Origin of the sequence: Aeromonas sp. RU39B, assembly GCF_900156095.1 — a bacterium.
Lineage (GTDB): Bacteria > Pseudomonadota > Gammaproteobacteria > Enterobacterales > Aeromonadaceae > Aeromonas.
In genome coordinates, this window is the sequence record NZ_FTMJ01000014.1 from 88,082 (window position 1) to 113,215 (window position 25,134).

The 25,134-nt window shown below is 58.1% G+C and carries 21 protein-coding genes; 2 read left to right on the forward strand and 19 right to left on the reverse strand.

The features are described from left to right. Nucleotides 1-24: 24 nt before the first annotated feature. From secA to znuA, 19 genes are all read right to left on the reverse strand, one after another. Entirely contained in the window at nt 25-2,733 is a 2,709-nt protein-coding gene (secA, locus tag BW958_RS17060; protein WP_076577101.1) for a preprotein translocase subunit SecA, read from the reverse strand. Nucleotides 2,734-2,788: 55 nt separating this feature from the next. Then, a complete protein-coding gene (locus tag BW958_RS17065) occupies nt 2,789-3,694 on the reverse strand; it encodes a M23 family metallopeptidase (protein WP_076577103.1) in 906 nt (301 codons plus the stop codon). A gap of 126 nt (nt 3,695-3,820) precedes the next feature. Then, the gene (lpxC, locus tag BW958_RS17070) at nt 3,821-4,744 is read right to left on the reverse strand and encodes a UDP-3-O-acyl-N-acetylglucosamine deacetylase (RefSeq protein WP_076577104.1); all 924 of its coding nucleotides are present in this window, start codon (nt 4,742-4,744) and stop codon (nt 3,821-3,823) included. 99 nt (nt 4,745-4,843) lie between these two features. Further along, the gene (ftsZ, locus tag BW958_RS17075; protein WP_076577106.1) at nt 4,844-5,995 is read right to left on the reverse strand and encodes a cell division protein FtsZ; all 1,152 of its coding nucleotides are present in this window, start codon (nt 5,993-5,995) and stop codon (nt 4,844-4,846) included. A 39-nt stretch (nt 5,996-6,034) separates the two neighbouring features. Beyond that, nucleotides 6,035-7,297, reverse strand: a complete 1,263-nt coding sequence (ftsA, locus tag BW958_RS17080; RefSeq protein WP_076577107.1) for a cell division protein FtsA — start codon at nt 7,295-7,297, stop codon at nt 6,035-6,037. After that, nucleotides 7,278-8,030 (reverse strand): cell division protein FtsQ/DivIB, encoded by a 753-nt coding sequence (locus tag BW958_RS17085; protein ID WP_076577109.1) that lies wholly within the window; start codon nt 8,028-8,030, stop codon nt 7,278-7,280. Before BW958_RS17085 ends, ftsA begins: the two co-directional genes overlap by 20 nt. Nucleotides 8,031-8,127: 97 nt before the next feature. Continuing rightward, nucleotides 8,128-9,582, reverse strand: coding sequence for a UDP-N-acetylmuramate--L-alanine ligase (murC, locus tag BW958_RS17090; protein ID WP_076577110.1), 1,455 nt, complete (start codon nt 9,580-9,582; stop codon nt 8,128-8,130). A 9-nt stretch (nt 9,583-9,591) separates the two neighbouring features. Next, nucleotides 9,592-10,662 (reverse strand): undecaprenyldiphospho-muramoylpentapeptide beta-N-acetylglucosaminyltransferase, encoded by a 1,071-nt coding sequence (gene murG, locus BW958_RS17095; RefSeq protein ID WP_076577112.1) that lies wholly within the window; start codon nt 10,660-10,662, stop codon nt 9,592-9,594. Then, entirely contained in the window at nt 10,659-11,843 is a 1,185-nt protein-coding gene (gene ftsW, locus BW958_RS17100) for a cell division protein FtsW (RefSeq protein ID WP_076577151.1), read from the reverse strand. Before ftsW ends, murG begins: the two co-directional genes overlap by 4 nt. Next, on the reverse strand, nt 11,843-13,126 hold the full coding sequence (gene murD, locus BW958_RS17105; protein WP_076577113.1) for a UDP-N-acetylmuramoyl-L-alanine--D-glutamate ligase: 1,284 nt from the start codon (nt 13,124-13,126) through the stop codon (nt 11,843-11,845). The genes ftsW and murD overlap by 1 nt, the downstream gene beginning before the upstream one ends. Before the next feature lie 4 nt (nt 13,127-13,130). Next, the gene (mraY, locus tag BW958_RS17110) at nt 13,131-14,213 is read right to left on the reverse strand and encodes a phospho-N-acetylmuramoyl-pentapeptide-transferase (RefSeq protein ID WP_076577114.1); all 1,083 of its coding nucleotides are present in this window, start codon (nt 14,211-14,213) and stop codon (nt 13,131-13,133) included. Further along, a complete protein-coding gene (gene murF, locus BW958_RS17115) occupies nt 14,207-15,562 on the reverse strand; it encodes a UDP-N-acetylmuramoyl-tripeptide--D-alanyl-D-alanine ligase (protein ID WP_076577115.1) in 1,356 nt (451 codons plus the stop codon). Before murF ends, mraY begins: the two co-directional genes overlap by 7 nt. Then, entirely contained in the window at nt 15,559-16,971 is a 1,413-nt protein-coding gene (murE, locus tag BW958_RS17120) for a UDP-N-acetylmuramoyl-L-alanyl-D-glutamate--2,6-diaminopimelate ligase (RefSeq protein WP_372630011.1), read from the reverse strand. The genes murF and murE overlap by 4 nt, the downstream gene beginning before the upstream one ends. 52 nt (nt 16,972-17,023) lie before the next feature. Continuing rightward, nucleotides 17,024-18,799: a penicillin-binding transpeptidase domain-containing protein gene (locus BW958_RS17125; protein ID WP_076577118.1), complete on the reverse strand. Its 1,776-nt coding sequence runs from the start codon at nt 18,797-18,799 to the stop codon at nt 17,024-17,026. Continuing rightward, complete coding sequence (ftsL, locus tag BW958_RS17130) at nt 18,796-19,110, reverse strand: cell division protein FtsL (protein WP_076577120.1); 315 nt, start codon at nt 19,108-19,110, stop codon at nt 18,796-18,798. Before ftsL ends, BW958_RS17125 begins: the two co-directional genes overlap by 4 nt. Nucleotides 19,111-19,114: 4 nt before the next feature. Then, nucleotides 19,115-20,053, reverse strand: a complete 939-nt coding sequence (gene rsmH, locus BW958_RS17135; RefSeq protein ID WP_076577121.1) for a 16S rRNA (cytosine(1402)-N(4))-methyltransferase RsmH — start codon at nt 20,051-20,053, stop codon at nt 19,115-19,117. Continuing rightward, nucleotides 20,054-20,512 carry a division/cell wall cluster transcriptional repressor MraZ gene (gene mraZ / locus BW958_RS17140; RefSeq protein ID WP_076577122.1) on the reverse strand — a complete coding sequence of 153 codons (459 nt, stop codon included), beginning with the start codon at nt 20,510-20,512 and terminating at the stop codon, nt 20,054-20,056. A gap of 304 nt (nt 20,513-20,816) precedes the next feature. After that, complete coding sequence (gene mepM / locus BW958_RS17145) at nt 20,817-22,163, reverse strand: murein DD-endopeptidase MepM (protein WP_076577124.1); 1,347 nt, start codon at nt 22,161-22,163, stop codon at nt 20,817-20,819. 376 nt (nt 22,164-22,539) lie between these two features. Beyond that, complete coding sequence (znuA, locus tag BW958_RS17150) at nt 22,540-23,487, reverse strand: zinc ABC transporter substrate-binding protein ZnuA (RefSeq protein ID WP_076577126.1); 948 nt, start codon at nt 23,485-23,487, stop codon at nt 22,540-22,542. Between the two features lie 92 nt (nt 23,488-23,579). Here znuA and znuC point away from each other — a divergent pair, with 92 nt between their 5' ends. Beyond that, nucleotides 23,580-24,338, forward strand: a complete 759-nt coding sequence (gene znuC / locus BW958_RS17155; RefSeq protein WP_076577127.1) for a zinc ABC transporter ATP-binding protein ZnuC — start codon at nt 23,580-23,582, stop codon at nt 24,336-24,338. A gap of 10 nt (nt 24,339-24,348) precedes the next feature. Further along, nucleotides 24,349-25,128, forward strand: coding sequence for a zinc ABC transporter permease subunit ZnuB (gene znuB, locus BW958_RS17160; protein ID WP_076577129.1), 780 nt, complete (start codon nt 24,349-24,351; stop codon nt 25,126-25,128). The last annotated feature ends 6 nt before the right edge of the window (nt 25,129-25,134 follow it).

Consider the following 25,134-nt stretch of genomic DNA (forward strand, 5'->3'; position numbering starts at 1 on the left):
CGCCCCACATCTACCGCATTGACCTTAGCTCAGTTTGCCGTGGCATTGCTTGAATTTTTTGCCTGAGCCACAGGGGCAGGGATCATTGCGTCCAACCTTCTGCTCTTCGCGCACGAAAGGCTGACCTTCCTGCTCCGGCTCGGCCAGCTGGTTCTCGGCCGCTTCATGGGAGTAGGTACGCGGGGCCGATTCGGCGCGCTGGCGCTGCTGCTCTTCCATGGTCTCCACGTCACGCTCTTGCACCTGAACGCGGCTGAGCACGCTGATCACGTCACGCTTGAGGGTTTCCAGCATCTGGGTGAACAGCTCGAACGATTCGCGCTTGTACTCCTGCTTGGGATTCTTCTGAGCATAACCGCGCAGATGGATACCCTGACGCAGGTGATCCATCGCCGCCAGGTGCTCTTTCCACAGACCGTCGAGAGTCTGCAGCATGACCGCCTTCTCGAAGTTGCGCAGCACGTCGACACCGACCATTTCCTGCTTGTGGGAATAGACACGACCGGCTTCTTCGAGAATGCGCTCGCGCAGCTTCTCTTCATACAGCTTGTCGTCCTGCTCCAGCCAGTGGGTCAGCGGCAGCTCGAGGGAGAATTCGCTCTTGAGGCGCGCTTCGAGGCCGGCCACATCCCACTGCTCTTCCAGAGAGTGTGGCGGAATGTACTCGTCGATCACCGAGTTATAAACGTCATCACGGATAACGTGGATGGTCTCGGAGATATCGGCGGTATCGAGCAGCTCGTTACGCTGTTCATAGACCACCTTACGCTGGTCGTTAGCCACATCGTCAAACTCAAGCAGGCTCTTACGGATATCGAAGTTACGACCTTCCACCTTGCGCTGAGCGTTCTCGATGGCCTTGGTGACCCAAGGGTGCTCGATAGCCTCACCCTCTTCCATGCCGAGCTTCTTCATCATGCCGCTGACACGGTCAGAAGCGAAGATACGCATCAGGGTATCTTCCATAGAGAGGTAGAAGCGGGAAGAACCGGGGTCGCCCTGACGGCCGGAACGGCCACGCAGCTGGTTGTCGATACGACGGGATTCGTGACGCTCGGTACCGATGATGTGCAGACCGCCGGAGGCGATCACCGCATCGTGACGCACTTGCCACTCGGACTTGATGGTGGCGAGCTGTTCGTCGGTCGGGTTCTCAAGCTTGGCGATCTCCGATTGCCAGTTACCGCCCAGCACGATGTCAGTACCACGACCAGCCATGTTGGTGGCGATGGTCACAGCACTCGGCTGACCAGCTTGCGCGACGATCTCCGCTTCCATGGCGTGGAACTTGGCGTTCAACACCTGGTGGGCAATCCCCTCTTTCTTGAGGATGCCGGAGAGCAGCTCTGAGTTTTCAATCGAAACTGTACCTACCAGTACCGGCTGACCGCGCTTCACACACTCGCGGATGTCCTGAACGATGGCGTTGTACTTCTCGTTAGCGGTCAGATACACCAGATCGCCCATGTCCTTGCGAACCATTGGACGGTTGGTCGGGATCACCACGGTGTCGAGACCGTAGATCTGACGGAATTCAAAGGCTTCGGTATCGGCAGTACCGGTCATACCGGCCAGCTTGTCGTAAAGACGGAAGTAGTTCTGGAAGGTGATCGAGGCCAGCGTCTGGTTCTCGTTTTGAATCTTCACCCCTTCCTTGGCTTCCACCGCCTGATGCAGACCATCGGACCAGCGGCGACCCGGCATGGTACGGCCGGTGTGTTCGTCCACGATGACGATCTCGTCGTTTTGCACGATGTAATCGACGTTACGCTCAAACAGGGTATGAGCACGCAGACCGGCATTAACGTGGTGCAGCAGAGTGATGTTGGCGGCAGAGAACAGGGAATCGTCCTGATCCAGCATGCCTTCCTGCTTGAGCAGCTCTTCAACGAAGATCTGGCCGTTTTCGGTCAACAGGGCCTGGCGGTTTTTCTCATCCACCGTGTAGTGGCCGTCGCCGGTGTACTCTTCAGTATCTTCCTTGTCCTGCTTGACCAGTTTCGGGATCAGCTTGTTGACGCGGATATAGAGCTCGGAGCTGTCTTCGGCCGGACCGGAGATGATGAGCGGGGTACGGGCTTCATCGATAAGGACCGAGTCCACTTCGTCCACCAGCGCATAGTTGAGCGGGCGCTGCACGCGCTGCTCGGGCGTGAATGCCATGTTGTCACGCAGGTAGTCGAAGCCAAATTCGTTGTTAGTACCGTACGTGATATCGGCGGCATAGGCTGCGCGCTTCTCGGCCGGATTCATGCCCGGCACGTTGCAATCGACGGTCATGCCGAGGAAGGTAAACAGCGGACGGTTAGCTTCCGCGTCACGGCGAGCCAGGTAGTCGTTCACGGTCACCACGTGCACGCCACGGCCAGAGAGGGCATTGAGGTAAGCCGGAAGCGTTGCCGTAAGAGTCTTACCTTCACCGGTCTTCATTTCGGCAATACGGTTGGAGTCGAGCACCATGCCACCGATCAGCTGCACATCGAAATGGCGCATACCGAATACCCGCTTGGAGGCTTCGCGCACGGTGGCAAAGGCCTCAGGCAGCAACTGCTCAAGGGTTTCACCCTGCTCGAGACGCTGGCGGTATTCGGCGGTCTTGGCTTGCAGCTCCTGATCTGACAGGGACTCGAACTGCGGCTCCATCGCATTGATTTGTTTTACGATTTTGCGCAGCGCCTTGAGTGTTCTGTCATTCCGGCTGCCAATAATCTTGGTAAGCAGTGTGCTGATCATGAGTACCAACTATTTCTGGTGATAAACGCACCCCGAAGGGTCAAAAGAAAACAACCTAACCCTGTCGTACCAGCATGTAGTGCGACGGGTTGACCTGACGACCATTTTTCAAGACTTCATAATGCAGGTGAACACCGGTGGCGCGTCCGGTGCGTCCCATCAGGGCAATTTTCTGCCCTTTTTCAACCAGAGTCCCGACTTGAACCAAGGACTTTGAATTATGGGCGTAGCGCGTCACCAACCCATTGCCATGGCTGATCTCAACCATGATGCCAAATTCGGGGTGACGTCCCGACCAACTGATAACACCGGGGCCGCTGGCTAAAATCGGCGTTCCCACTTTGCCACGAAAATCGATGCCTTTATGCATCTTGGCGCGACCGTTAAAGGGATCAACGCGGCCACCAAAACCGGAGGAGACCCAGGCATTGCGTCCCTTCACGGGGCTGCCGTCGATCAGCTCTCTATCCGCAATATTGTGGTTCAGCATGAAGGATTCAAGGACTGCGAGCTGTTCTTCCTTGTTTGAGAGCTGATAACCAAGATTTTTCATCGAATCTTGCAGCTCATTGAGTCCCACTTCCAGATCCGGATCGTAAGAGGGGCCGCCCATAGGGGGCGGCTCGCTGAAATTGAACTCATCGGGATCGAGATCGGCCTCTTCGGTAAGTCGCTCACCGAGGGCATTGAGGCGGCCCAACTGGGCCTGCATGGTACCCACTTGGGCCGCCAGCGCAGCCATTTGCTGGCGGGATGCGTCATCGGCACTGACTTGTGACTGGACGTGGGCAGCGTCGAGCGCCAGCTCGAGCGTGGCGATTTTGCGTTGCCAGTGGTCGTGAATGCTCCAACCTGCCGCAGCCAACGTCGCGCACAGCACCACCCCGACTCCGAACAGGTGCGAGCGGGAGAGGTGCAGCTTGCGCCGCCGCTTGCCGTTGAAGATTAGGGTAATGCTCATAGAAGATTCACTGTCTGCTCGGTCGTTGTGGAAAACAGCCGGGAGAGGCGGTGTATTCGGGAATAGAGAGTAAAAGGAACAGGACGTCGGTGCGGAGAGGATACCGACGTCCCGTCACTCATCCTATCAAGCCAGTACCAGACCGTGGTCGTAGTAGGCGATAGGAGCCTTGGCTTGCTCACCTTCGAAGGTCACCAGTTCCCAGGCTTCCTGATTGGCGAGCAAAGCACGCAGCAGTTTGTTGTTGAGCGCGTGACCTGTCTTGTAGGCACGGAACTCACCAATGATACTGCGGTTGCACATGTAGAGGTCGCCGATAGCGTCCAGCATCTTGTGCTTAACGAACTCGTCGTCATAACGCAGACCATCTTCGTTCAGTACGCGGTAGTCATCCAGCACCACGGCGTTTTCCAGGCTGCCACCGAGGGCCAGATTCTGGGAACGCAGGTACTCGATATCGCGCATGAAGCCGAAGGTACGAGCACGACTGATCTCTTTGACGAACGACGACCCGGAGAAATCCAGTACGCAACGCTGGTTGCGGCCTTCAAACACCGGATGCTGGAAGTCGATCTCGAGATCCATCTTGAAGCCGTTGCGATAAGGGTGGAATTCCGCCCACTTGTCGCCGTCTTCGACGCGAATGCTCTGCTTGATGCGAACAAACTGCTTGGCTGCGTTTTGCTCACGGATACCCACTTCCTGCAGCAAGTAGATGAACGGATAGGCACTGCCATCCATCACCGGCACTTCCGGTGCATCCACTTCTACATACAGGTTATCGATCCCCATACCCGCCAATGCGGCAGAGAGGTGCTCGATGGTCGATACCCGCACGCCCTGGTCATTGACCAGCGCAGTACAGAGCAGCGTGTCACGAACCTGGTCGGCATTAGCGGCCAGCGCTACCACAGGATTGAGATCGGTACGCAAGTAAACGATCCCCGTGTTAACGGGAGCCGGACGGAATGTCATCGTGACCTTCCGACCAGAATGCAGACCGACACCGGTGGCCTGGACACTCGTTTTCAGGGTTCTTTGTCTAATCATGGTGTATCCGCTCAATAGCAATAAACGTGGCCAACAAGACCTGGCTGGCCATGATAGCACATTCCTTAGACAACAAACAAACCGAGGGGGTTACCCCCCTTAGTCAGCCTGTTTGCGCAGGAAGGCCGGGATATCCAGATAGTCCGGTTCACGACGAACTTGCGGCTCGACGGCGTTAGCCACCTTGGCCGGCGCTTCGTCCATGACGCGACCTTGCATCATGTCACCGATCGGTTGGCGAACCGGGCGCTCTTGCACCTGGCTGCTCTTGACCAGCGTGATGTCCGGCTTGCGCTCGGAACCAATACCGGTCGCAACCACGGTCACACGCAGTTCGTCCTGCATTTCCGGATCGATAACAGTACCGACAACCACGGTGGCATTTTCAGAGGCGAAGGCCTTGACTGCGTTACCCACGGTTTCGAACTCTTCGATGGTCATATCAAGACCAGCAGTGATGTTGACCAGGATGCCACGAGCACCCGCCAGATCGACATCTTCCAGCAGCGGGCTGGAGATAGCCTTCTCGGCAGCTTCTTCGGCACGGTCATCACCGGATGCAGAGCCGGTACCCATCATGGCAGTACCCATTTCACGCATCACGGTGCGCACGTCGGCAAAGTCGACGTTGATGAGGCCGGGACGAGTAATCAGCTCGGCGATACCTTGCACGGCACCCAGCAGCACATCGTTGGCCGCCTTGAAGGCGTCCAGCAGGGAGATGCCACGACCCAGCACCTTCAGCAGCTTGTCGTTCGGGATGGTGATCAGGGAGTCGACGTTCTTGGCCAGCTCTTCGATACCTTGCTGAGCAAAGCTCTGACGCTTCTTGCCTTCGAAGGAGAACGGCTTGGTCACCACAGCCACGGTCAGGATATTCATTTCGCGGGCCACTTCGGCCACGATCGGCGCAGCACCGGTACCGGTACCACCACCCATACCGGCAGCGATAAATATCATGTCGGAGCCAGCCAGCACTTCACGCAGGCTCTCGCGATCTTCCATCGCGGCGTCGCGACCCACTTCCGGATTGGCACCAGCACCCAGACCCTTGGTGATGTTGCCACCGATCTGCAGGGTGGTGTTGGCACTGGAGTTACGCAGCGCCTGAGCATCTGTGTTGACGGTGATGAACTCAACGCCTTCGATGTTCTGACGCACCATGTGCTCAACGGCGTTACCACCACCACCACCGACACCGATCACCTTGATGACGGCTTCGTCAGTATGGCTATCCATAAATTCAAACATGTTGTCTCTCCGCTTTATTTGCCTGACTCAGCAAAATTCTTAGAACTCGCCACGCAGCCAGTTGCTGACCCGTTTGACCAGGCCCCCAACGCTCGCCTTGGCGGTGTTATATTCCTTACTCGGGCCGCTATTTTGGTGCATGCGGCCATATTGCAGCAGACCAACCGCCGTCGAATAGACGGGAGCCTGCACATAATCACTCAGACCACGCACGTTGAGCGGTTCGCCCACCCGCACCTGGCACTGGAATACTTGTTCGGCGCACTCGACGACACCCTCAATCTGAGCGGCACCACCGGTGAGCACCACGCCGGCGGCCAGCTGATGCTTGACCCCCTGCTGCTTGAGTTCGTTCTGGACCCTGACCAGCTCGTCATTCACCATCGACAACAGTTCGGCGTAACGGGGCTCGATCACCTCCGCCAGAGTCTGACGCTGCAGGCTCCGAGCGGGACGGCCACCGACACTGGGCACCTCGATGGTGTCTTCCTTGCTGACCAATCGGCCCAAGGCGCAGCCATAACGTACCTTGATGGCTTCCGCATCCAGCGGCGGCGTGCCAAAGGCGTAGGCGATATCGCTGGTCACTGTGCTACCGGCATACGGAATCACCTTGGTGTGACGCAGGGCGCCCCCGGTAAACAGGGACATATCCATGGTGCCACCACCAATATCCACCACGCAGACACCCAGCTCCTTCTCATCCTCGGTCAGGACGGCATAGCTTGACGCAAGTGCGGAGAAAATCAGCTGGTCAACCCGCAGACCCACCTTCTCCACGCACTTCTCGATATTGCGCGCCATGTCGTTATGGCAGGTGACCAGATGAACCTTGGCCGCCATACGCACACCAGAGAGACCGACCGGATTTTTGATCCCTTCCTGATAATCGATGGCAAACTCTTGCGGCAGCACGTGCAACACGCGCAGCTCATCAGACAGACGCACCGACTTGGCGGTGTGGATCACGTTATCCACATCCTCCTGGGTCACCTCCTCGTCGGAGATGGGAACCATGCCGGTCTCGTTGCGGCAGTCGATATGCTTGCCGGAGAGCCCCAGATAGACGGAGCTAATCTGGCAATCTGCCATCATTTCCGCCTCTTCCACCGCACGGCGCAGGGACTTGACCACCGAATCGAGGTCATTCACGCCCCCTTTGTCCATGCCGCGTGAGGCGTGACTGCCCATGCCGATGACATTTAATTCACCGTCCGGCAGAACCTCACCGACCAGAACCGCCACCTTGGTTGTGCCGATATCCAGCCCGACAATCAGATTTCTATCTGCGGCTTTGGTCATTCCCGTTCTCTTCGTTCTTTTTCCACCCAACAGCCAATCCGGTGTCGTATCGCAGATCCACATAAGCAATTAGCTCATGGGGCTGGATGTCCGGAAAGACATCAATAAACCGCTGCAATCTGGAGAGATCATCCGCTCGCCCCAGAAACAGCTGGATACCACCCTCCAGGGTCACTTCCCAGGCATGACGCGCCGTGAGATTGACCTTGGCCACCTTGAACCCCTTGGGGCCCAGCAGAGCATCGTACTGCTGGTAGGCATCCAAAACCCGTTTTGCCTGATCATCCGGCCCCGACAGCTCAACCAGCGGCTGCTTGACCCGATTCGGTGCTGCAAAGACCTCACCTCCCCGGTTCAAAAAGCGGTTGCCATTCCAGCGCGCCGCCACTGACTGCTCGGTGAGAAACACCTTGATCTCGTTTGGCCACTTCTTGCGTACAGAGACCTGGGCCACCCATGGCAGCGCACGCAGGCGATTCTGTACCGCATTCACATCCAATTCGAAGAAGTTGCGCGTTTGGGCACCATCCAGTACCGACTTGCGCACCTCCTCCGGTGTGACATATTCGTGCTGACCCTGCAGCAACAGCTCACTCATGGGCAAGCGATTAACGTCTGTCAGCCAGTCGCTGACATTCAGCGCACCCCGGTAGAGCCCCCACAATACCAGCAGGAAGAACAATACCCCTGCCAGAAAGCCCCCTTTGGTGCGCGTTTGTAGCCTTGCCTCCAACCTGCGCTCCCCGTCCAACGCCTTATTCCAGCGGCATGCAAATCGGACTCGCCATTATATCGACCCCGCCATGACGGTCAAAAACTCCTTGGCTGGCTCAGCCACCTGTTTTCATCAGGTTGATGTCCAGTTTCATCTCGGCCAGACGACGGCTCAGTGCCCCCACATTGCCGGCACCCTGGGTCAGCACCAGATCACCATCGGTCACTATGCCAGCCAGCACCGCCGGCACATCGTCCGGAGTGGCTACGAAAATAGGTTCGAGGGCGCCACGGGAGCGAATCGAACGGCACAGTGCACGCCCATCCGCCCCGGGAATCGGATCTTCACCGGCAGAATACACTTCCAGCATCACCAGCACATCCACCTTCGAGAGCACTTCGGCAAAATCCTCGTAGAGATCACGGGTGCGGGTGTAGCGGTGCGGCTGGAACACCATCACCAGCCGCTTCTCGGGCCAGCCGGCGCGCGCAGCATTGATGGTGACCTTCACTTCGCTTGGGTGGTGGCCATAGTCATCGACCAACATGGCCTTGCCACGACCGGTTTCGAACTCGCCGAACTGCTGGAAGCGGCGGCCAACCCCTTCAAATTTGGCCAGCGCACACACAATCGCGTCGTCCTCAATGCCATCTTCGGTGGCCACGGCGATCGCTGCCGCCGCATTGAGAGCATTGTGGATGCCTGGCAGATTCAGTTTCACCGCCAGCTCACCACCTTCTTTGCGACGAACGCGGAAGGTGCTGTGGTTGGTAGTCTGCACAAAATCGAGCACCTGCACATCGGCATCCGCCGACAGGCCATAAGTCACGGTCGGACGGGCAATCTCGTCGAGCATGCCACGGATCACCGGATCATCGACACAGACCACAGCCAGGCCGTAGAAGGGCAGATTGTGGAGAAATTCGATAAAGGTGGAGCGCAGCTTGGAAAAATCACCGCCATAGGTGTCCATGTGATCCGCTTCAATGTTGGTCACGATGGAGACCATCGGCTGCAAATGCAGGAACGAGGCATCGCTCTCGTCGGCTTCGGCAATCAGATAACGACTGCTGCCGAGACGGGCATTGGTGCCGGCACTGTTAAGCAAGCCACCAATCACAAAGGTCGGATCGCGCTCGGCTTCGGCATAGATACTGGCCACCAGACTGGTAGTCGTGGTCTTGCCGTGGGTACCGGCAATGGCGATACCGTGGCGAAAACGCATCAGCTCAGCCAGCATCTCGGCGCGGCGAACCACCGGGATGCGCAGCTCACGGGCAGCGACCAACTCGGGGTTGTCCTGACGGATAGCGGTAGAGACCACTACCACGCTGGCATCATGGATATTTTCAGCTCGGTGGCCGAGATGGATCTCGGCGCCCAGCGCAGCAAGGCGCTCGGTCACGGCATTGCGCGACAGGTCGGAGCCACTGACCTGATAACCTTCATTGGCCAGGACCTCGGCGATCCCGCCCATACCGGCACCACCGATGCCGATAAAGTGAATGCGACGCACGCGGCGCATTTGGGGGATCACAGTACGCAGTTTTGCCAGTTCAACCTTGGTCATAGCTCTCTCTCACTTGGCCAGACGTTTGCATTCGTCGGCAACCCGCTCTGCCGCATCGACAATCGCGATGCGTCGGGCGGCCTGGGCCATATTCAGTAATGTGTCACGCCGGCCTGCCAGCCACACCAGACGCGCTGCCAGCGAGGCAGGCGTCAGATCAGCCTGGGCCAGAAATTCTGCCGCGCCGCCATCAACCAGCGTCAGGGCGTTACGGGTCTGGTGATCATCCACCGCATGGGGCAGCGGAACGAAGATGGCCGCTAGGCCAGCTGCCGCCACTTCCGATACGGTCAGGGCTCCTGCCCGGCAGACCACCAGATCGGCCCACGCATAGGCGCCGGCCATGTCCTTGATAAAATCGCTGACGTCCGCCGTCAGCCCCAGCTTGCTGTAGGCAGTGCTGACCGCCTCTTGATTACCTTTGCCGGTCTGGTGGCGCACCTCAATGGGAATGCCAGCGGCCGCCACCGCGAGCGGTACCTGCTCGTTGAGCACGCGCGCCCCCAGACTGCCGCCGATAATCAGCAGCCGCAGCGGGCGATCGCCATGTGCCATACGCACGACAGGATCTGGCAGCGCAACCACTTCGGGACGAACCGGATTCCCGACCACGGCGGTGCGGCTGCTCGGGGCGAAGGCGCCGGGGAAGGCCATCAAGACACGGCGAGCAATCTTTGCCAGCAGCTTGTTGGTCAGTCCTGCCGAGGCATTTTGCTCGTGCAGCAGCAGCGGGATCCCTGCCATCCAGGCCGCGACGCCGCCCGGGCCGGAAGCAAACCCACCCATGCCGAGCACCACGTCAGGGCGGATGTCACGTAGCACCTGACGCGCTTGCAGAATCGATTTCACCACGCGATAGGGAGCGGCCAGTAGCCGCTTGATGCCGTTACCGCGTACACCCTGAATATCGATAAAGGAGATGGGGTAGCCATGCGATGGTACCAGCTCGGCCTCCATCCGGTCGGCCGTGCCGAGCCAGTGAATGGTCCACCCTTGATCCTTTAATCGATCGGCCACGGCCAACCCCGGGAACACATGCCCCCCGGTACCACCAGCCATCACCAACAGAGTCTTGCTCACGACGCCTCCCGCACACGCGCCTGGGCACTGGCCTGGCGCAATTCAAAATCGATACGAATCAACATACTTACCGCAATCGACATGATGATGAGACTGGACCCACCATAGCTGACCAGCGGCAGGGTCAGCCCCTTGGTGGGCATCATGCCGCTGGCCGCGCCGACGTTAACGAAGGTCTGGAAGCTAAACCAGATCCCGATACCGATCGACAGATACCCTTCGTACAGACGCTGGGCCTGAACGCAGGCGTGGCCCAAGCGCAATGCCTTGGCCGCCATGAAAAATTGCAGGGCCAGCACCCCCAGCACACCCACATAACCAAGCTCCTCACCGAGGATGGCGAAAACGAAGTCGGTGTGGGCTTCCGGCAGATATTCGAGCTTCTGAATGGAGTTACCGAGCCCCTCGCCCAACCAGCTGCCACGGCCAAACGCCATCAGGGATTGGGTCAACTGATAGCCGCTACCAAACGGGTCGGCCCAGGGATCAAGGAACGAAGTCACCCGCCGCATCCGGTAAGGCTCAGCGATGATCAGGGTCACCACCGCACTCACCCCCACCAGGATGAGGCCGATAAACTGCACCAGCCGGGCACCGGCCAGAAACAGCATGCCGAGGGTGGTCACAAACATCACGATCACTGACCCGAGATCGGGCTGCAGCAGCAGCAGGATGGCCAGCACAAACAAGACCGCCATCGGCTTCATAAAGCCGATAAAACGCTCGCGCACTTCATGCTGGCGGCGCACCAGATAGCCGGCCAGATAGACAAACAGTGCCAGCTTGGCAAACTCGGCCGGCTGCAGGTTGAACGGCCCCAGCGGCAACCAGCGCACCGAGCCGTTTACGCTGCGACCGGCAACCAGCACCAACAGCAGCATCAGAATCGCGAGCACTAGCAATGGCGCGTTATAGGTCTGCCAGCGAGCCATCGGCACCTGCAGCACAAACCAGGCGATACCGAGAGCCATGACCAGGAACATGCCGTGGCGTTTGACGAACATGAACGGATCATCGGCCAGCGAGATCCCTTCCGGAATCGAGGCAGAAGCCACGATGATGAGTCCGACCGACATCAAGGCAAAGGCTAGGGTCACCAGTTGGCGATCATAAAGCGCACCGGGTCGCTGGGGCATCAGGATGCGCCAGAACCAGGAGCCGGTTGATCGCAACAGGGCCATCATAGTGCCAGTACCTGCTCGGTGAAGCGGTCGCCGCGCACTTCAAAGGATTTGAACTGATCCAGACTCGCGCAGGCCGGTGCCAGCAGCACCCAGTCACCCGCTTTGGCCATGGCAAAGGCGCGTTTGACCGCCTCTTCCATGTTCGCGACCAGTTCGGTTTGCTCACCCAGCGCGGCCAGCATGGCGCCATCCTGACCGAAGCAGAGCATGTGATCGATCTGGCTACCGAGCAGTGCCTGCAGTGGACCGAAGTCCTGCCCCTTGCCCTGACCACCGGCCAGCAAAATCAACTTGCCCTGCACCGCCTCACGAACGCCAGCAACTGCGGCCAGCGTGGCACCGACGTTGGTGGCCTTGGAGTCATTAATCCAGCGCACGCCGTTAACCTCGCGCACAAAGCGGGCACGGTGCGGCAGACCTTCAAAGCGGCGCAATACCGCCAGTTGCGGCTCACGCACGATACCCACTGCATCACACAGCGCCATGGCGGCGAGTGCGTTGGCGTGGTTGTGGGCTCCCACTATTTTCATCTCATCGACCGGCAGCAGCGGCTCACCCAGCAGGCTCAGCCAAAGACGCCCGTCAACTTCCACACGGCCATAAGCGGCGCTGTCGAGACCGAAACTGCCCCAGGCTTTGCCCACATCAGGGCGGGTCTGCTGATCGTCACGATTGACCAGAATATGGCTTGAGTGCTGATGCACCACCATCTTGGCGGCGCGGTAGTCGGCCATACCCTCGTAGCGATCCATGTGATCTTCAGAGAGATTGAGCACCACGGATGCTGCGGCGCGCAGACTGTGTGTCGTCTCAAGCTGGAAGCTGGAGAGCTCCAGCACATAGAGATCGGCCGGCGTTTTAAGCAGTTCCAGCGCCGGAATGCCGATGTTGCCACCGACACCGACACGCAGGCCGGCTTCGGCAATCATCTCACCCACCAAAGTGGTAACGGTGCTTTTGCCATTGGAGCCAGTGATGGCGATGATCGGTGCCTGGGCTTCCCGCACAAACAGTTCGATATCACCGACGATCTGCACACCGCGCTCGGCGGCCTCTTTCAGCTCGGGGGTCGCCAGGGCGATACCGGGGCTGGCCACGATCATGTGGGCATGCTTGAGGCGTTCACGATCCAGACCCTGCACCAACTCGACGCCAGCCGGCAGTTGATCGCGACCCGGCGGATTGGCGCGGGTATCCATCACCAGCGGCGTGACGCCCTTGGCGAGGAAGTACTCCACACAGGAGAGGCCGGTTTTGCCAAGTCCAATGATGATGACCATGGCGTTACCTCACCTTCAGGGTCGCCAGACCCAGCAGAACCAGCACCAAGGTGATGATCCAGAAGCGCACGATAACGCGCGGCTCCGGCCATCCTTTCTTCTCATAGTGGTGATGAATGGGCGCCATGCGGAAAATCCGTACGCCGCGCAGCTTGTATGAACCCACCTGCAGGATGACCGACAGGGTTTCCATCACAAACACACCACCCATGATCACCAGCAGGAACTCTTGGCGCACCAGCACGGCGATGGTGCCAAGCGCCCCGCCGAGAGCCAGCGAGCCGACGTCACCCATAAAAACTTGAGCTGGATAGGTGTTGAACCAGAGAAAGCCCAAGCCAGCACCGATAATAGCGGTGCAGACGATCACCAGCTCAGAGGTGTAAGGCACATACGGGATATGCAGGTATGCGGCATAGTTCACGTTACCGGTTGCCCAGGCAATCAGAGCAAAGCCGGCAGCCACCATGACGGTCGGCATGATGGCCAGACCATCGAGACCGTCGGTCAGGTTGACGGCGTTGGAGGTCCCGACAATGACAAAGTAGGTGAGCAGGATAAACAGCAGCCCCAGTTGCGGCATCACCTCCTTGAAGAAGGGAACCACCAACTGGGTCTGACCCGGATGGGTGGCGGTGCTGTAGAGAACAAATGCCACAATCAGCGCCACCAGTGACTGCCAGAAATACTTCCAGCGGGCGATCAACCCATCGGTGTTCTTGCGCACCACCTTGCGATAGTCATCGACAAAGCCAATTGCGCCATAGGCGCCCAGCACGAACAGCACCAGCCACACATAGCTGTTATCGAGGCGGCACCACAGCAGCGTCGACACAAAAATGGAGGCCAGAATCATCAGGCCCCCCATGGTCGGGGTGCCCGCCTTGCTCAGGTGGGACTCTGGCCCTTCCTGACGGATCACCTGACCGAATTTGAGGATCTGCAGACGACGAATCAAACGCGGCCCCATCCAGAGCGCAAAGCCCAGGCCGGTGATGATCGACAAAATGGCGCGAAACGTCAGATAAGAGAAGACGTTAAAGAAGGTGAAGTGAGGAGTCAGTAACTCGGCAAGCCAGACTAGCATTGGGCTTGCTCCTGATGGTGCTTGACCATCTCGACGATATCTTCCATCCGGGAGCCGCGTGCTCCCTTGACCAGTATTGCGATTTCCGCGTGGGTTCCAATCATGTTTGCAAGCACTTCGAACAGCGACGCCTTGTTATCAAAATGTCGTCCACCTGCGGCGTCTGCGGTGTGACGACTCTCCTTACCGACGGTCAGCACGGCATCCAGCGCCTGCTCACGGGCATGACGACCCACCCGGGCATGTTGCTCGGAGGCCTCATCGCCCATCTCCAGCATGTCGCCAAAGACCAGTACCTTGAAGCCCGCCATGTTGGTCAGAGCATCAATGCCAGCCAGCACTGACTCGACGCTGGCGTTATAGGTGTCATCAATCAGGGTCAGGCCGCCCCAGCGCTGCACGCAGAAACGCCCCTTCACCGGAGCCATCTGCTCCAGCCCCGCCTTGATCGAGGCCAGTGATGCGCCGAGCGCCTGACAGCCTGCTGCGGCAGCCAGTGCGTTGGCTATGTTGTGGCGCCCCGGAATGGCCAGCGTCACGCTGATCTCACCGTGCGGGGTCACCATGACAAATTCGGCGCAGCCAGCTGCGTTGATTTTGACCTCGCGCGCGTGGAACGGCTGGGTTTGATCATCGATCGAAAACGCGCAGTCAATGCCACTTGCCTGCCATTTCGGCCAGAACTCGTTATCGGCGTTGACGATGGCGGTACCTTGCTGGCTCAGCCCTTGGAAAATTTCACTCTTGGCGTGATAGATCCCTTCGAGTGAGCCAAAGCCCTCCAAGTGAGCCGCTGCTACGTTGTTGATGATGGCCGCATCAGGCAGGGCCAAGGACGTCGTCCAGGCAATTTCACCGGGGTGATTGGCCCCCAGCTCCATCACGGCAAAGCGGTGATGAGGTTCCAGACGCAGCAGCGTCAGCGGCACACCCACTTCATTGTTGAAGTTACCGGCCGTGGCGAGCACTTCGCCTTCACGGGAGAGAATGGCCGAAGCCATCTCCTTGACCGTGGTCTTGCCACAGCTGCCGGTGATGGCCAGAACCTTCGGATTGATACGCTGGCGCACCAGCTTGCCAAGACGGCCCAATGCACGCAGAGAGTCGCTGACAACCAGCTGGGTGACAGGCAGCGGCAATTCGCGCTCGACCAGCAGTGCGCTGGCTCCGGCGGCGACAGCCTGCTCGCAGAAATCGTGGGCATCAAAACGTTCGCCGCGCAGGGCAACGAACAGAGAGCCGGCAGCCAGTTGACGCGTGTCGGTACTGACTGCGGTGATCGACTTATCCTCCCCGACCATACGGGCATCCAGGGCCGCGCTGATGTCAGAGAGTTGAAGGGTCATCATGCGAATGACTCCGGTAATGTTTGCAGCACTGCGGCAACCGTTTCACGGTCGCTATAGTGGCGCTTTTCCTTGCCAATGATCTGATAATCCTCGTGACCCTTTCCGGCCACCAGGATGATGTCTTGCTGAGCGGCCTGTGCAACGGCCAAACCAATCGCCTTGATACGGTCGTGCTCAATTTGCACGCTTCCGGGCTCACGCAAGCCCGCCACCATGTCGCTCATGATCTGCAGCGGATCTTCGGTACGCGGATTGTCATCGGTCAGAATGACGCGATCGGCAAACTGCTCGGCAATCGCCGCCATCATGGGGCGCTTACCGCGATCCCGATCGCCACCACAACCGACCAGACACCAGAGTTGTCCGTGACAGTGCACTCGCAGTGCCTGCAACGCCTTCTCAAGCGCATCCGGCGTGTGGGCATAATCGACCACCGCCAGCGGTTTGCCGCTACCACCGAAGCACTCCATACGACCAGTGACCGGTTGCAGTTGCGGTGCCGTAGCGAGCAGGGTGTCGAAGTCGTAACCCAGCACCAGCATCACGCCAAGCGCGGCCAGAACATTGGAGACGTTAAAGCGACCCAGCAAGGGGGCGGATAATACACCATTCCCCCAAGGGGAGGTAATGCGAGCGCGAAATCCTTGCTGGTGAAATTCAAGCTCGGATGCATTCAGCTGCGGACCCGGATGGGAATCAAGCCCACCTTCCACGCTGTAAGCAACCGCAGCGGGCCGTGACGCCAGCCATTGGCGTCCGATCTCATCATCGGCGTTGATGACAGCGCAGGCCTCATTCACGTGTGCCAGCAACAGCTCCTTGGCCTCGGCATAGGCCGTCATAGTACCGTGGTAGTCGAGATGATCGCGGCTGAGGTTGGTGTACGCCACCGCCGAAAATGTCAGACCCGCCACCCGATGCTGCACCAGACCATGGCTGGAGACTTCCATCGCGACCAGATCGGCGCCCTGATTGGCCAGGCTATTGAGGTTGCTCTGTACTTCAATGGCGCTGCCGGTGGTGTTGGCGGCTTCAATCAGATGGCCGAACAAGCCATTGCCGACCGTGCCCATCACGCCAGCCTGACCGCCCAGCAGAGTGCGCCAGTTTGCGACCAGCAGGGCCGTAGTGCTCTTGCCGTTGGTGCCGGTTACGCCCACCAGATTCATGCGCTCAACCGGCTCACCATAGAACCGGCCGGCCAGAGCCGACAGATGGCGCGGCAACTCACGCAGACCGAGGCAGGGAATGCCGAGGGCTGGCGCCACAAACTCATCGTCAGCCTCATAGAGAATGGCAGCTGCGCCTTGGGCTGCCGCCTGCTCAATAAAACGACGACCATCAACCTGATGTCCCCGAATGGCCACAAATAGCGTTCCGGAGCTGACCTGACGGCTATCGAGCGTCATGGCCTCCAGAGAGACGGCCGGCGCTGTCAGCCCGAACGGCTGCAGCAGGTAATCAAGTGCGGGGAACAAGGGGAGCCTCCTGACGGGCTAGTTTGCTGTTGTTATTCGGGGTCATGGCAGGCTCGGCATCGGGACGCACGTTAAACAGCTGCAAAATGCCGCCCATGGCTTCCGCAAAGGCCGGCGCCGCAACCGCACCACCGTAGTAGGCATTGCCCTTCGGCTCGTTGATCACTACCACCATGGCGTAACGCGGGTTGCTGACTGGCGCAAAACCGGCAAACCAGGCCATGTAGTCCTTGCCGTACCCACCGGCAACCGCGACCCGGGCCGTACCACTCTTACCGCCAACGCGATAGCCCGGCACCTTGGCCTTGGGGATACCCTGGTCAACCACATACTCAAGCGCATTGATCATGGCCTGAGCGTTGGTGCGATTGACCACCTGTTCACATTGGGGAGCCTTGTCGAGCTTAACGACCGAGATCGGCACCCGGCAGCCGCTATTGGCAAGGGTGGAGTAAGCCGATGCCAGCTGCAGCGGGGTCACCCGCAGGCCGTAACCAAAGCCGAGCGTTGCGCGCTCGATATCGGACCAGCGCCGACGTTGCGGCAACATACCGCCGGTTTCGCCCATCAGGCCGCTACCGGACTCGATACCAAAGCCAAACATACTGAGCGTGTTGATCATGTCTTGCGCCTGCATACGCAGGGCAATGCGTGACATCCCGATGTTGGAGGAGTAACGCAAAATGTCGTAGATGGTGCCACTGTTCATGCGGTGCACGTCGCGGATCTGCTTGCCACCGATGATCAGGCCACTGGTATCGAACACTTCCTTCCAGTCGGTCACCCCGGCCGCCAAGGCGCTAAGGACTATCAGTGGCTTAACGGTCGAGCCCGGCTCGTAGGTATCGGTCACCACCCGGTTACGAACCCGGAAGGTCTGATACTGGCCACGGTTGTTGGGGTTGTAAGAGGGAGTGTTGACCATCGCCAGCACTTCGCCGGTCTTGATGTCGAGCATCACCATGGAACCCGAGGTGGCCATGTTCTCATCAGTGGTTTTCTTGAGCGCACGATAGGCAATGGATTGGGCGCGCTGATCGATGCTCAGGTGCAGATCGTTGGCATCCTTTCCTTCCTTGACGATCCCCAGCTGCTCGATCACCCGACCGTGCCGGTCCTTACGCACCCGCATCTCACCCGGAGTGGCGGTCAGCCAGTCGTCATAGCTACGTTCAATACCTTCAATACCGTGACCATCGATGTTGGTCACCCCCACCAGGTGAGCACTGATTTCACCGGTCGGGTAGAAACGGCGCGACTCGGGACGCAGGAACACGCCACCGAGCTTCAAACCTTTGATATATTCTGCGACAGCTGGCGTCACCTGACGCTGCAGGTAGACAAACCGCTTCTTCGGGTTGGCTACCCGCTCCTTGAGCGTCTTAAGGTCAACCTTGAGCACTTCAGAGAGCGCCTGCCAGGCTCGTTCATTGCTGATGGCGCCGGATTCATGCACCGTCTTGGGATCGGCCCAAACAGCCTCTACCGGAACAGAAACCGCGAGTTGCTCGCCATTACGGTCACTGATCATGCCGCGCACGGCCTGGGTTTCCGTGGTACGCAGGGAGCGCATGTCCCCTTCCTGGCGCAGGCGATCCGGATCGATCACCTGGATCCAGGCCAGACGTAACACCAAACCGCCAAACGCCAGTCCGATAAAGAAAATCAGGGTACGAAAACGCCACGGGTGCATCGTGGCCGGGGCCTTGGCTCCCTTGGCTGCCGTCGTTTTGGAAGGTGTGCTCTTGCTACGTATCATGGTTGAATGATCACCTTCTCAGTCGTCACCACGGGTCTGGCCATCTGCAACTTCTCCATGGCCAACGCCGCCACCCGTGAGTGCTCGGCAAGGGTTCCCTGCTCGAGCAACAGGTGGCGCCACTCGATCTCCAACGCATCCCGCTCGGCCATCATCTCGTTGTACTTGGCCGTCATCCCCCGCGTCATGTTGGTCACCAGAATGACCGCAAACGCCGTACCCAGCACGGCGACCACCAGCAGCAACTGCAGCTTGTGTCGCCACAGGTCGGCAACAATTTCACGGGAGAGGTTGATGCGCTCATCAGCCATGAGACTACTCCGCCAACCGTTCGGCCACGCGCAGCACCGAGCTGCGTGACCGGCTGTTGTGGGTCACTTCGTCATCAGAGGGCTTCAAGGCCTTGCCAACCGACTTAAGCTTGCGATCGCCCTTAAGCTGGGCTTCGGTCAGCGGCAGCCCATGCGGAATCTCCGGTCCTTTTTCATGCTTGCGAATGAAGTGCTTCACCAGTCGATCTTCAAGGGAGTGGAAGCTGATGACAGACAAACGCCCACCCGCCTTGAGGATGGAAATAGAGGCCGAGAGCGCCTTTTCAATCTCGTCGAGTTCGCTGTTGATGTAGATGCGAATTGCTTGGAAGCTGCGAGTCGCCGCATGCTTGCCTTTCTCTTTGCTCGGATTGACCCGGGCAATCATCTCGGCCAACTGGCGGGTCCGGATAAAGGGGGTTTCATCCCGATCATGAACAATGGCGCGGGCAATCTTCTTGGCAAACCGCTCTTCACCGAAGGTTTTCAGCACCCAGGAGATGTCATCGGCATCGGCATGAGCCAGCCACTCGGCGGCGCTTTGGCCACTGGTGGGGTCCATACGCATGTCGAGCGGGCCATCTTTCATAAAGCTGAAACCGCGCTCGGCATCGTCCAGCTGCGGCGAAGAGACGCCCAAATCCATCAGGAAACCATCGATCTGGCCGGTCAGGCCGCGCTCGGCGATATAGCCGGCCACGCCGGAGAAGGGACCGTGCACAATTTCAAAACGGGGATCATCGATGGTGGACGCCTCGGCAATCGCCTGCGGATCGCGATCGATCGCAATCAGGCGCCCTTGCGGCCCAAGCTGCTGCAGGATCAATCGAGAATGACCACCCCTGCCGAAAGTACCATCGACATAGATGCCATCCGGCTTAATAGCCAGCCCGTCGACTGCCTCGTTTAGCAGTACGGTGACGTGTTCAAAACCTTGCGTCATTTATAATGAGAAATCCCGTAGTCGCTCCGAACTTGCCCCATCGTCCTGGGCAAAGTCCTTGATATCGTCTTGCACACGTTGCAGCCAACGAGCCTCATCCCATAACTCGAACTTGTTGAGCTGGCCAACCAGCATCACTTTTTTGTCGAGCCCGGCATGCAACCGCAGCGGAGCGGGCAGCAGCAGACGACCGTTATTATCCAATTCACATTCACTGGCATGTCCCAGCAGTAGGCGCTGCACGCGCCGCTCGGCCGGATTCATGCTGGAGAGGGAGCGCAGCCTGCGTTCCACTTCCTCCCATTCGCCTAAGGGGTAGAGCAGCAGACAGGGATCGCAAAGATCGATGGTGCAGACCAGCTGGCCGTCGCTCTCGTCGCGAAGCCAATCACGAAATCTGGTCGGAATCGCCAACCGCCCCTTGCTATCGAGACTGATGGCATGTGCACCACGCAGCATCCTGTCTCCCCTGAATGAAAGTAGTGACCCTTCCTTGGGATCAAAAAACCACTTTGATCCACTTTTCTCCACTGTAAAGTTTAAGGAGCCCACCGACCCTTTTCAAGCAAGGCAGAGCCTGGATCGACCCTTATTTGCCGCCATTTCTACCAAAAAGATCGAGGGCACTGATTTTAAATAAAATATTCTTCTCTCTCGGCGACCTTAAAGGCTCAATAAATGAACCATTGCAGAGGGTGTTGCGGGGGAATTAGAGGGATATACAACAAAAAGCCCCTTCGAGAGGGGCTTTATGCTGTCGGATTTACGAATCGGCAAGTGCCTTTCGATACTGAGTCACTTTGGCCAAGAACTGGCGTTTGGCCTTACCCGACAGAGGTTCTGCCATCGGCAGCTTGACCTTCATCGGATCAACCGGACGGTTGTTGATTCGCACTTCATAGTGAAGGTGGGCACCGGTTGAACGGCCGGTATTACCGGTCAGAGCAATCTTGTCGCCCATTTTCACCTGCTGCCCGGTCTTGACCAGCAGTTTACTCAGGTGCAGATAGCGGGTCGTCACGGTACGGCTGTGGCGAATCACCACATAGGTGCCAGCCAACGGGTGGCTGGTTGCTTTGAGCACAATCCCATCACCGGTCGAGAGCACCGGAGCACCTACCGGCGTGGCAAAGTCAGTCCCTTCGTGCGGACGCACTAAACCAGTAATCGGATGCTTACGGGCCGGGTTGAATGCTGAGCTGACACGGTAGCGGGTGTGTGTCGGGAAACGGCGAAAACCGCGCTCCAGACTCGCACCATCACCATCATAATAATTGCCATCATCAGACAGCCAGGCGGATACGCTCTTGCCTCCGGTCTTGAACTCCACACCGAGCAACACGCTGTTACCGGTTTTCTGGTCCTCAACCGTCTCGTTCTTGAGCAACACCTTGAAGGTATCGCCTTGCTTGAGCTCGCGAGAGATGTTCATGCGCCACTGGAACAGGTTGGCAATTTTCTGGATATGGGCAGAACTCAGACCGGCATTACGGGCACTTTGATAGAAGCTGCCATTGATCTTGCCGAGCAGGGTACTGTTTTGCCACTCCACATCCTTGCTCAGCACCCGCTCTTCGTACTGATCGTCCTTGCGCTCAAGAATCAGGGTCTCTTTGATATTCAGGCGGAACTTGAGCTGTTGCAGCAGGCTGTCTTGATCGATCAGCACCTCAATGACCTGACCTGGCTTTAGGCTGGCCAGACGATTCTTGGTATCAGCATCGATCACCTTATAGAGCGTGGTGTTCGACAGACCGAGATTATTGAAAATCGCGGTCAGGTTTTCGCCATCACGGATCTTGTATTCCATCCACTCCGGCTCGGCGACCGCAGGAATATCATCATCGGGGGTACTGTCAGTACCGGGATCGACCAGTTCATGATCGGGGATCGCGTTAAATTCGGTATTGTTCTGGTCGGTGTTAGTCCCCTGGGCAGAGAGGGGCAATTCAAGACGCAGGGGTTGTTCGAGAATATCGCCGGGCGCAGGCAGCAAAGCGACAGCCGACAAGGTGAGCCATGTCAGAATCAGAATTGCATAAAAATGTTTTCGGGGAACCGGGGGTTCCCAGTTGGCCGCGTGAGCCACCAAGGGACGGAGTCGCTTCATCCGTTATCCTGTTTTTGGAATTGTGAACCTTGAGCCCTATGGCCTGATAAAAAAGAGTCAAACTGCCCATTCGACAGTTTTCGTCCGAGAGAGTTCATTCAAATTTCTCTGCCTCGACGCATTTTATGCATAAACGTGAGCGGAGGGCAGAAATGGGGGACTTTTTTCACAATTTTTTTCATATTTATTGGTCAAGATCGTATAAAAATAAATTCCCGCCCGAGAAATGTAGTGCAGTTGTTGATTTTTGCGCAGGACAATTAACAAACAAAATACATTTTGTCGGTTATGACAGGGCCGCGCTGATGCACGGCCCCATACTCCGTCGAATCCGGAGTGACATGAATTGAACCAAAGACGGCTTGTTCCGTCTCGATTATTGGCAGGCAGCAAACCCCTTGGCCATATTATCCATCCACTGGATATAGGCATCCGGCCCGACCGCCAGATCGCCACCAGTCTCATCCTGGATCAGCACCTTGGCGCCGGTATTGCGCGCCACCGATTCAATCACATCCGGCTTGAATTGCGGCTCGGCAAACACACAGCGAGCCTGCTGCTCTTCCAGTGCCTTGCGAATAGCCACCAGCGTCTTGGCACCAGGACGGCGCTCAGGGCTCACGGTGAAATGTCCCTTAGCCTGCATGCCGTAATGACGCTCCCAATAGCCATAAGCCTCATGGAACACGAAATAGCCTTGCTTCTTAACCGGCTCCATCATGCTGGCCACTTGCTTGTCTTTGAGCGCCAGCTCTTGCTCAAAGCGGGCTAAGTTGGCCTGGTAGCGGGCTTGATTAGCCGGATCAATGGCACTCAGTCGTTCCACAATCGCCTTGGCAATCGGCACCGCCAGATTGGGGCCCAGCCAGATATGCGGATCGATGCCACCAGCATGGTGGTCATGATCATGCTCATCATGATCGCCGTCATCGTGGTCGTGACCATGCGCCTCATGAGCTCCGGCATCGTGGTCGTGGTCATGCTCATGCGAGTCCTCTTCACTAAAGCGATGCAGCGGTAAGCCAGGAATATCCAACAATGTCAGTGTATTGCTCTTGCCGGCCAAGGGTTTGACCATGAACTGCTCAAGATCGGGGCCAACCCAAACCACCAGATCGGCGCTCTCGATGCGACGAATATCCGAAGGGCGCAGCGCAAAATCATGCGGTGAGGCGCCACTTGGCAGCAACACTTCAGGCGTACTGATATCGCGGGTGATTGCCGCTGCGATAAAGCCAATCGGCTTGATAGTGGTCAATACTTCTGCCGCACTGGCTGGCAATGCCGAGCCCAGCAACATCAGGCTTAAAAAAAGACGTTTCATAGGATCTCATCAACTCGCGAAGCGTGGTAACATAACCACAATAAGTTGTTATACTATAACATTAATCGCAGCAGTAAACCCCGGAGTTTCTCATGACCACACTGGTGGAGCTGAAGGATGTCTGCCTCTCCTTCGAGGGACGTCCCGTGCTCGACAACATCTCCCTGACACTGGATAAGGGCAAGATCACCACGTTAGTTGGTCCCAACGGGGCAGGTAAAAGCACCCTCAGCAAGCTGGTGCTCGGGCTGCTCAAGCACGATAGCGGAGAGATTCTTCGTCAGCCGCGTCTGCGCATTGGCTACGTGCCGCAAAAGATCCACCTCGATCCCACCCTTCCCATTACGGTAGAGCGCTTCCTGAAACTGGCACGCGGTAGCCGCAGAGCGCTGGGTGAGGTGCTCTCGCGTCTGGATATCAGCGATCTGCTGCAAAACCGGATGCAGCAACTCTCCGGTGGCGAACTGCAACGGGTATTGCTGGCTCGCGCCCTGCTGGTCGAGCCCGAATTACTGGTGCTGGATGAACCGGTACAAGGTGTTGATGTCAGCGGCCAGATCGAGCTGTATGCCCTGATTAGTGCCCTTGCTGGCGAGCTCAACTGCGCCGTGTTGATGGTGTCCCACGACCTGCATCTGGTGATGGCCAGCACGCATGAAGTGATCTGCCTCAACGGCCATGTCTGCTGCCACGGAGCCCCGGAAAGCGTGGCCCGCCACCCTGAATTTGCCCGCCTGTTCGGTCGCCCTGAGCAAGAGCAACTCGCCGTCTATACCCATCACCACCACTGCGACGGTGAACATCACCACCATCACGGTGCCCCGGTTATTCGTCTGCCCGCTCGCCACTGAGGAGTTTCGCTTGGAAAGTTTTCTGCTTTACGCTCTGGCTGCGGGCATTGGTATTGCGATTCTGGCCGGCCCACTGGGCAGTTTCGTGGTGTGGCGCAAGATGGCCTACTTCGGCGACACCCTCTCCCACTCCTGTCTGCTTGGCATTGCACTGGGAATTTTGCTGCAGGCCAACCTGATGCTGGCGGTGATCGTCTGCTGTCTGGCCATGGCTACCTTGCTGTTTATCTTAAGTCGCAATCAACTGGTCGCCACCGACACCCTGCTCGGCATTCTGGCTCACAGCGCCCTCTCGCTGGGGCTGGTCACGCTGGCCTTTATGGACAATGTGCGGGTCGATCTGATGTCTTACCTGTTTGGTGACCTGCTCTCGGTACAGCCCTCCGATCTGGCTTGGATCTACGGCGGCGGCGCACTGGTATTGCTTTTGCTGTGGCGGCTGTGGAATCCGCTACTGTCGATGACCGTTTCAGAAGAGCTGGCACGGGTGGAAGGAATACGGGTTGACCTGCTGCGCGCCACACTGATGCTGTTGATAGGCCTAGTGATCGCGGTCGCCATGAAGTTTGTCGGCGCACTGATTATTACGGCGCTGCTGGTCATCCCGGCGGCCACCGCGCGTCGCTTTAGCAAAACCCCGGAGCAGATGGCACTGCTGGCCTCGCTGGTTGGTTGTCTCGCCGTCGTCGGTGGCCTGATGCTCTCCTGGTTTAAAGACACGCCGGCCGGTCCGTCGGTGGTAGTGTGCGCCGCCGGCCTGTTTATCCTCGCCCAGCTCAAACGGGTCTAATGCGTG

Bases quoted from the DNA above. Each gene is read 5' to 3' on its own strand.
- murC (WP_076577110.1), bottom strand. From the start codon at position 9,582: ATGACCAAGGTTGAACTGGCAAAACTGCGTACTGTGATCCCCCAAATG.
- lpxC (WP_076577104.1), bottom strand. From the start codon at position 4,744: ATGATTAGACAAAGAACCCTGAAAACGAGTGTCCAGGCCACCGGTGTC.
- ftsA (WP_076577107.1), bottom strand. From the start codon at position 7,297: ATGACCAAAGCCGCAGATAGAAATCTGATTGTCGGGCTGGATATCGGC.
- mraZ (WP_076577122.1), bottom strand. From the start codon at position 20,512: ATGCTGCGTGGTGCACATGCCATCAGTCTCGATAGCAAGGGGCGGTTG.
- murD (WP_076577113.1), bottom strand. From the start codon at position 13,126: ATGGTCATCATCATTGGACTTGGCAAAACCGGCCTCTCCTGTGTGGAG.
- znuC (WP_076577127.1), top strand. From the start codon at position 23,580: ATGACCACACTGGTGGAGCTGAAGGATGTCTGCCTCTCCTTCGAGGGA.
- rsmH (WP_076577121.1), bottom strand. From the start codon at position 20,053: ATGACGCAAGGTTTTGAACACGTCACCGTACTGCTAAACGAGGCAGTC.
- znuA (WP_076577126.1), bottom strand. From the start codon at position 23,487: ATGAAACGTCTTTTTTTAAGCCTGATGTTGCTGGGCTCGGCATTGCCA.
- mepM (WP_076577124.1), bottom strand. From the start codon at position 22,163: ATGAAGCGACTCCGTCCCTTGGTGGCTCACGCGGCCAACTGGGAACCC.
- murE (WP_372630011.1), bottom strand. From the start codon at position 16,971: ATGACGCTCGATAGCCGTCAGGTCAGCTCCGGAACGCTATTTGTGGCC.
- ftsW (WP_076577151.1), bottom strand. From the start codon at position 11,843: ATGGCCCTGTTGCGATCAACCGGCTCCTGGTTCTGGCGCATCCTGATG.
- murF (WP_076577115.1), bottom strand. From the start codon at position 15,562: ATGATGACCCTTCAACTCTCTGACATCAGCGCGGCCCTGGATGCCCGT.
- BW958_RS17125 (WP_076577118.1), bottom strand. From the start codon at position 18,799: ATGATACGTAGCAAGAGCACACCTTCCAAAACGACGGCAGCCAAGGGA.
- mraY (WP_076577114.1), bottom strand. From the start codon at position 14,213: ATGCTAGTCTGGCTTGCCGAGTTACTGACTCCTCACTTCACCTTCTTT.
- ftsZ (WP_076577106.1), bottom strand. From the start codon at position 5,995: ATGTTTGAATTTATGGATAGCCATACTGACGAAGCCGTCATCAAGGTG.
- BW958_RS17065 (WP_076577103.1), bottom strand. From the start codon at position 3,694: ATGAGCATTACCCTAATCTTCAACGGCAAGCGGCGGCGCAAGCTGCAC.
- ftsL (WP_076577120.1), bottom strand. From the start codon at position 19,110: ATGGCTGATGAGCGCATCAACCTCTCCCGTGAAATTGTTGCCGACCTG.
- secA (WP_076577101.1), bottom strand. From the start codon at position 2,733: ATGATCAGCACACTGCTTACCAAGATTATTGGCAGCCGGAATGACAGA.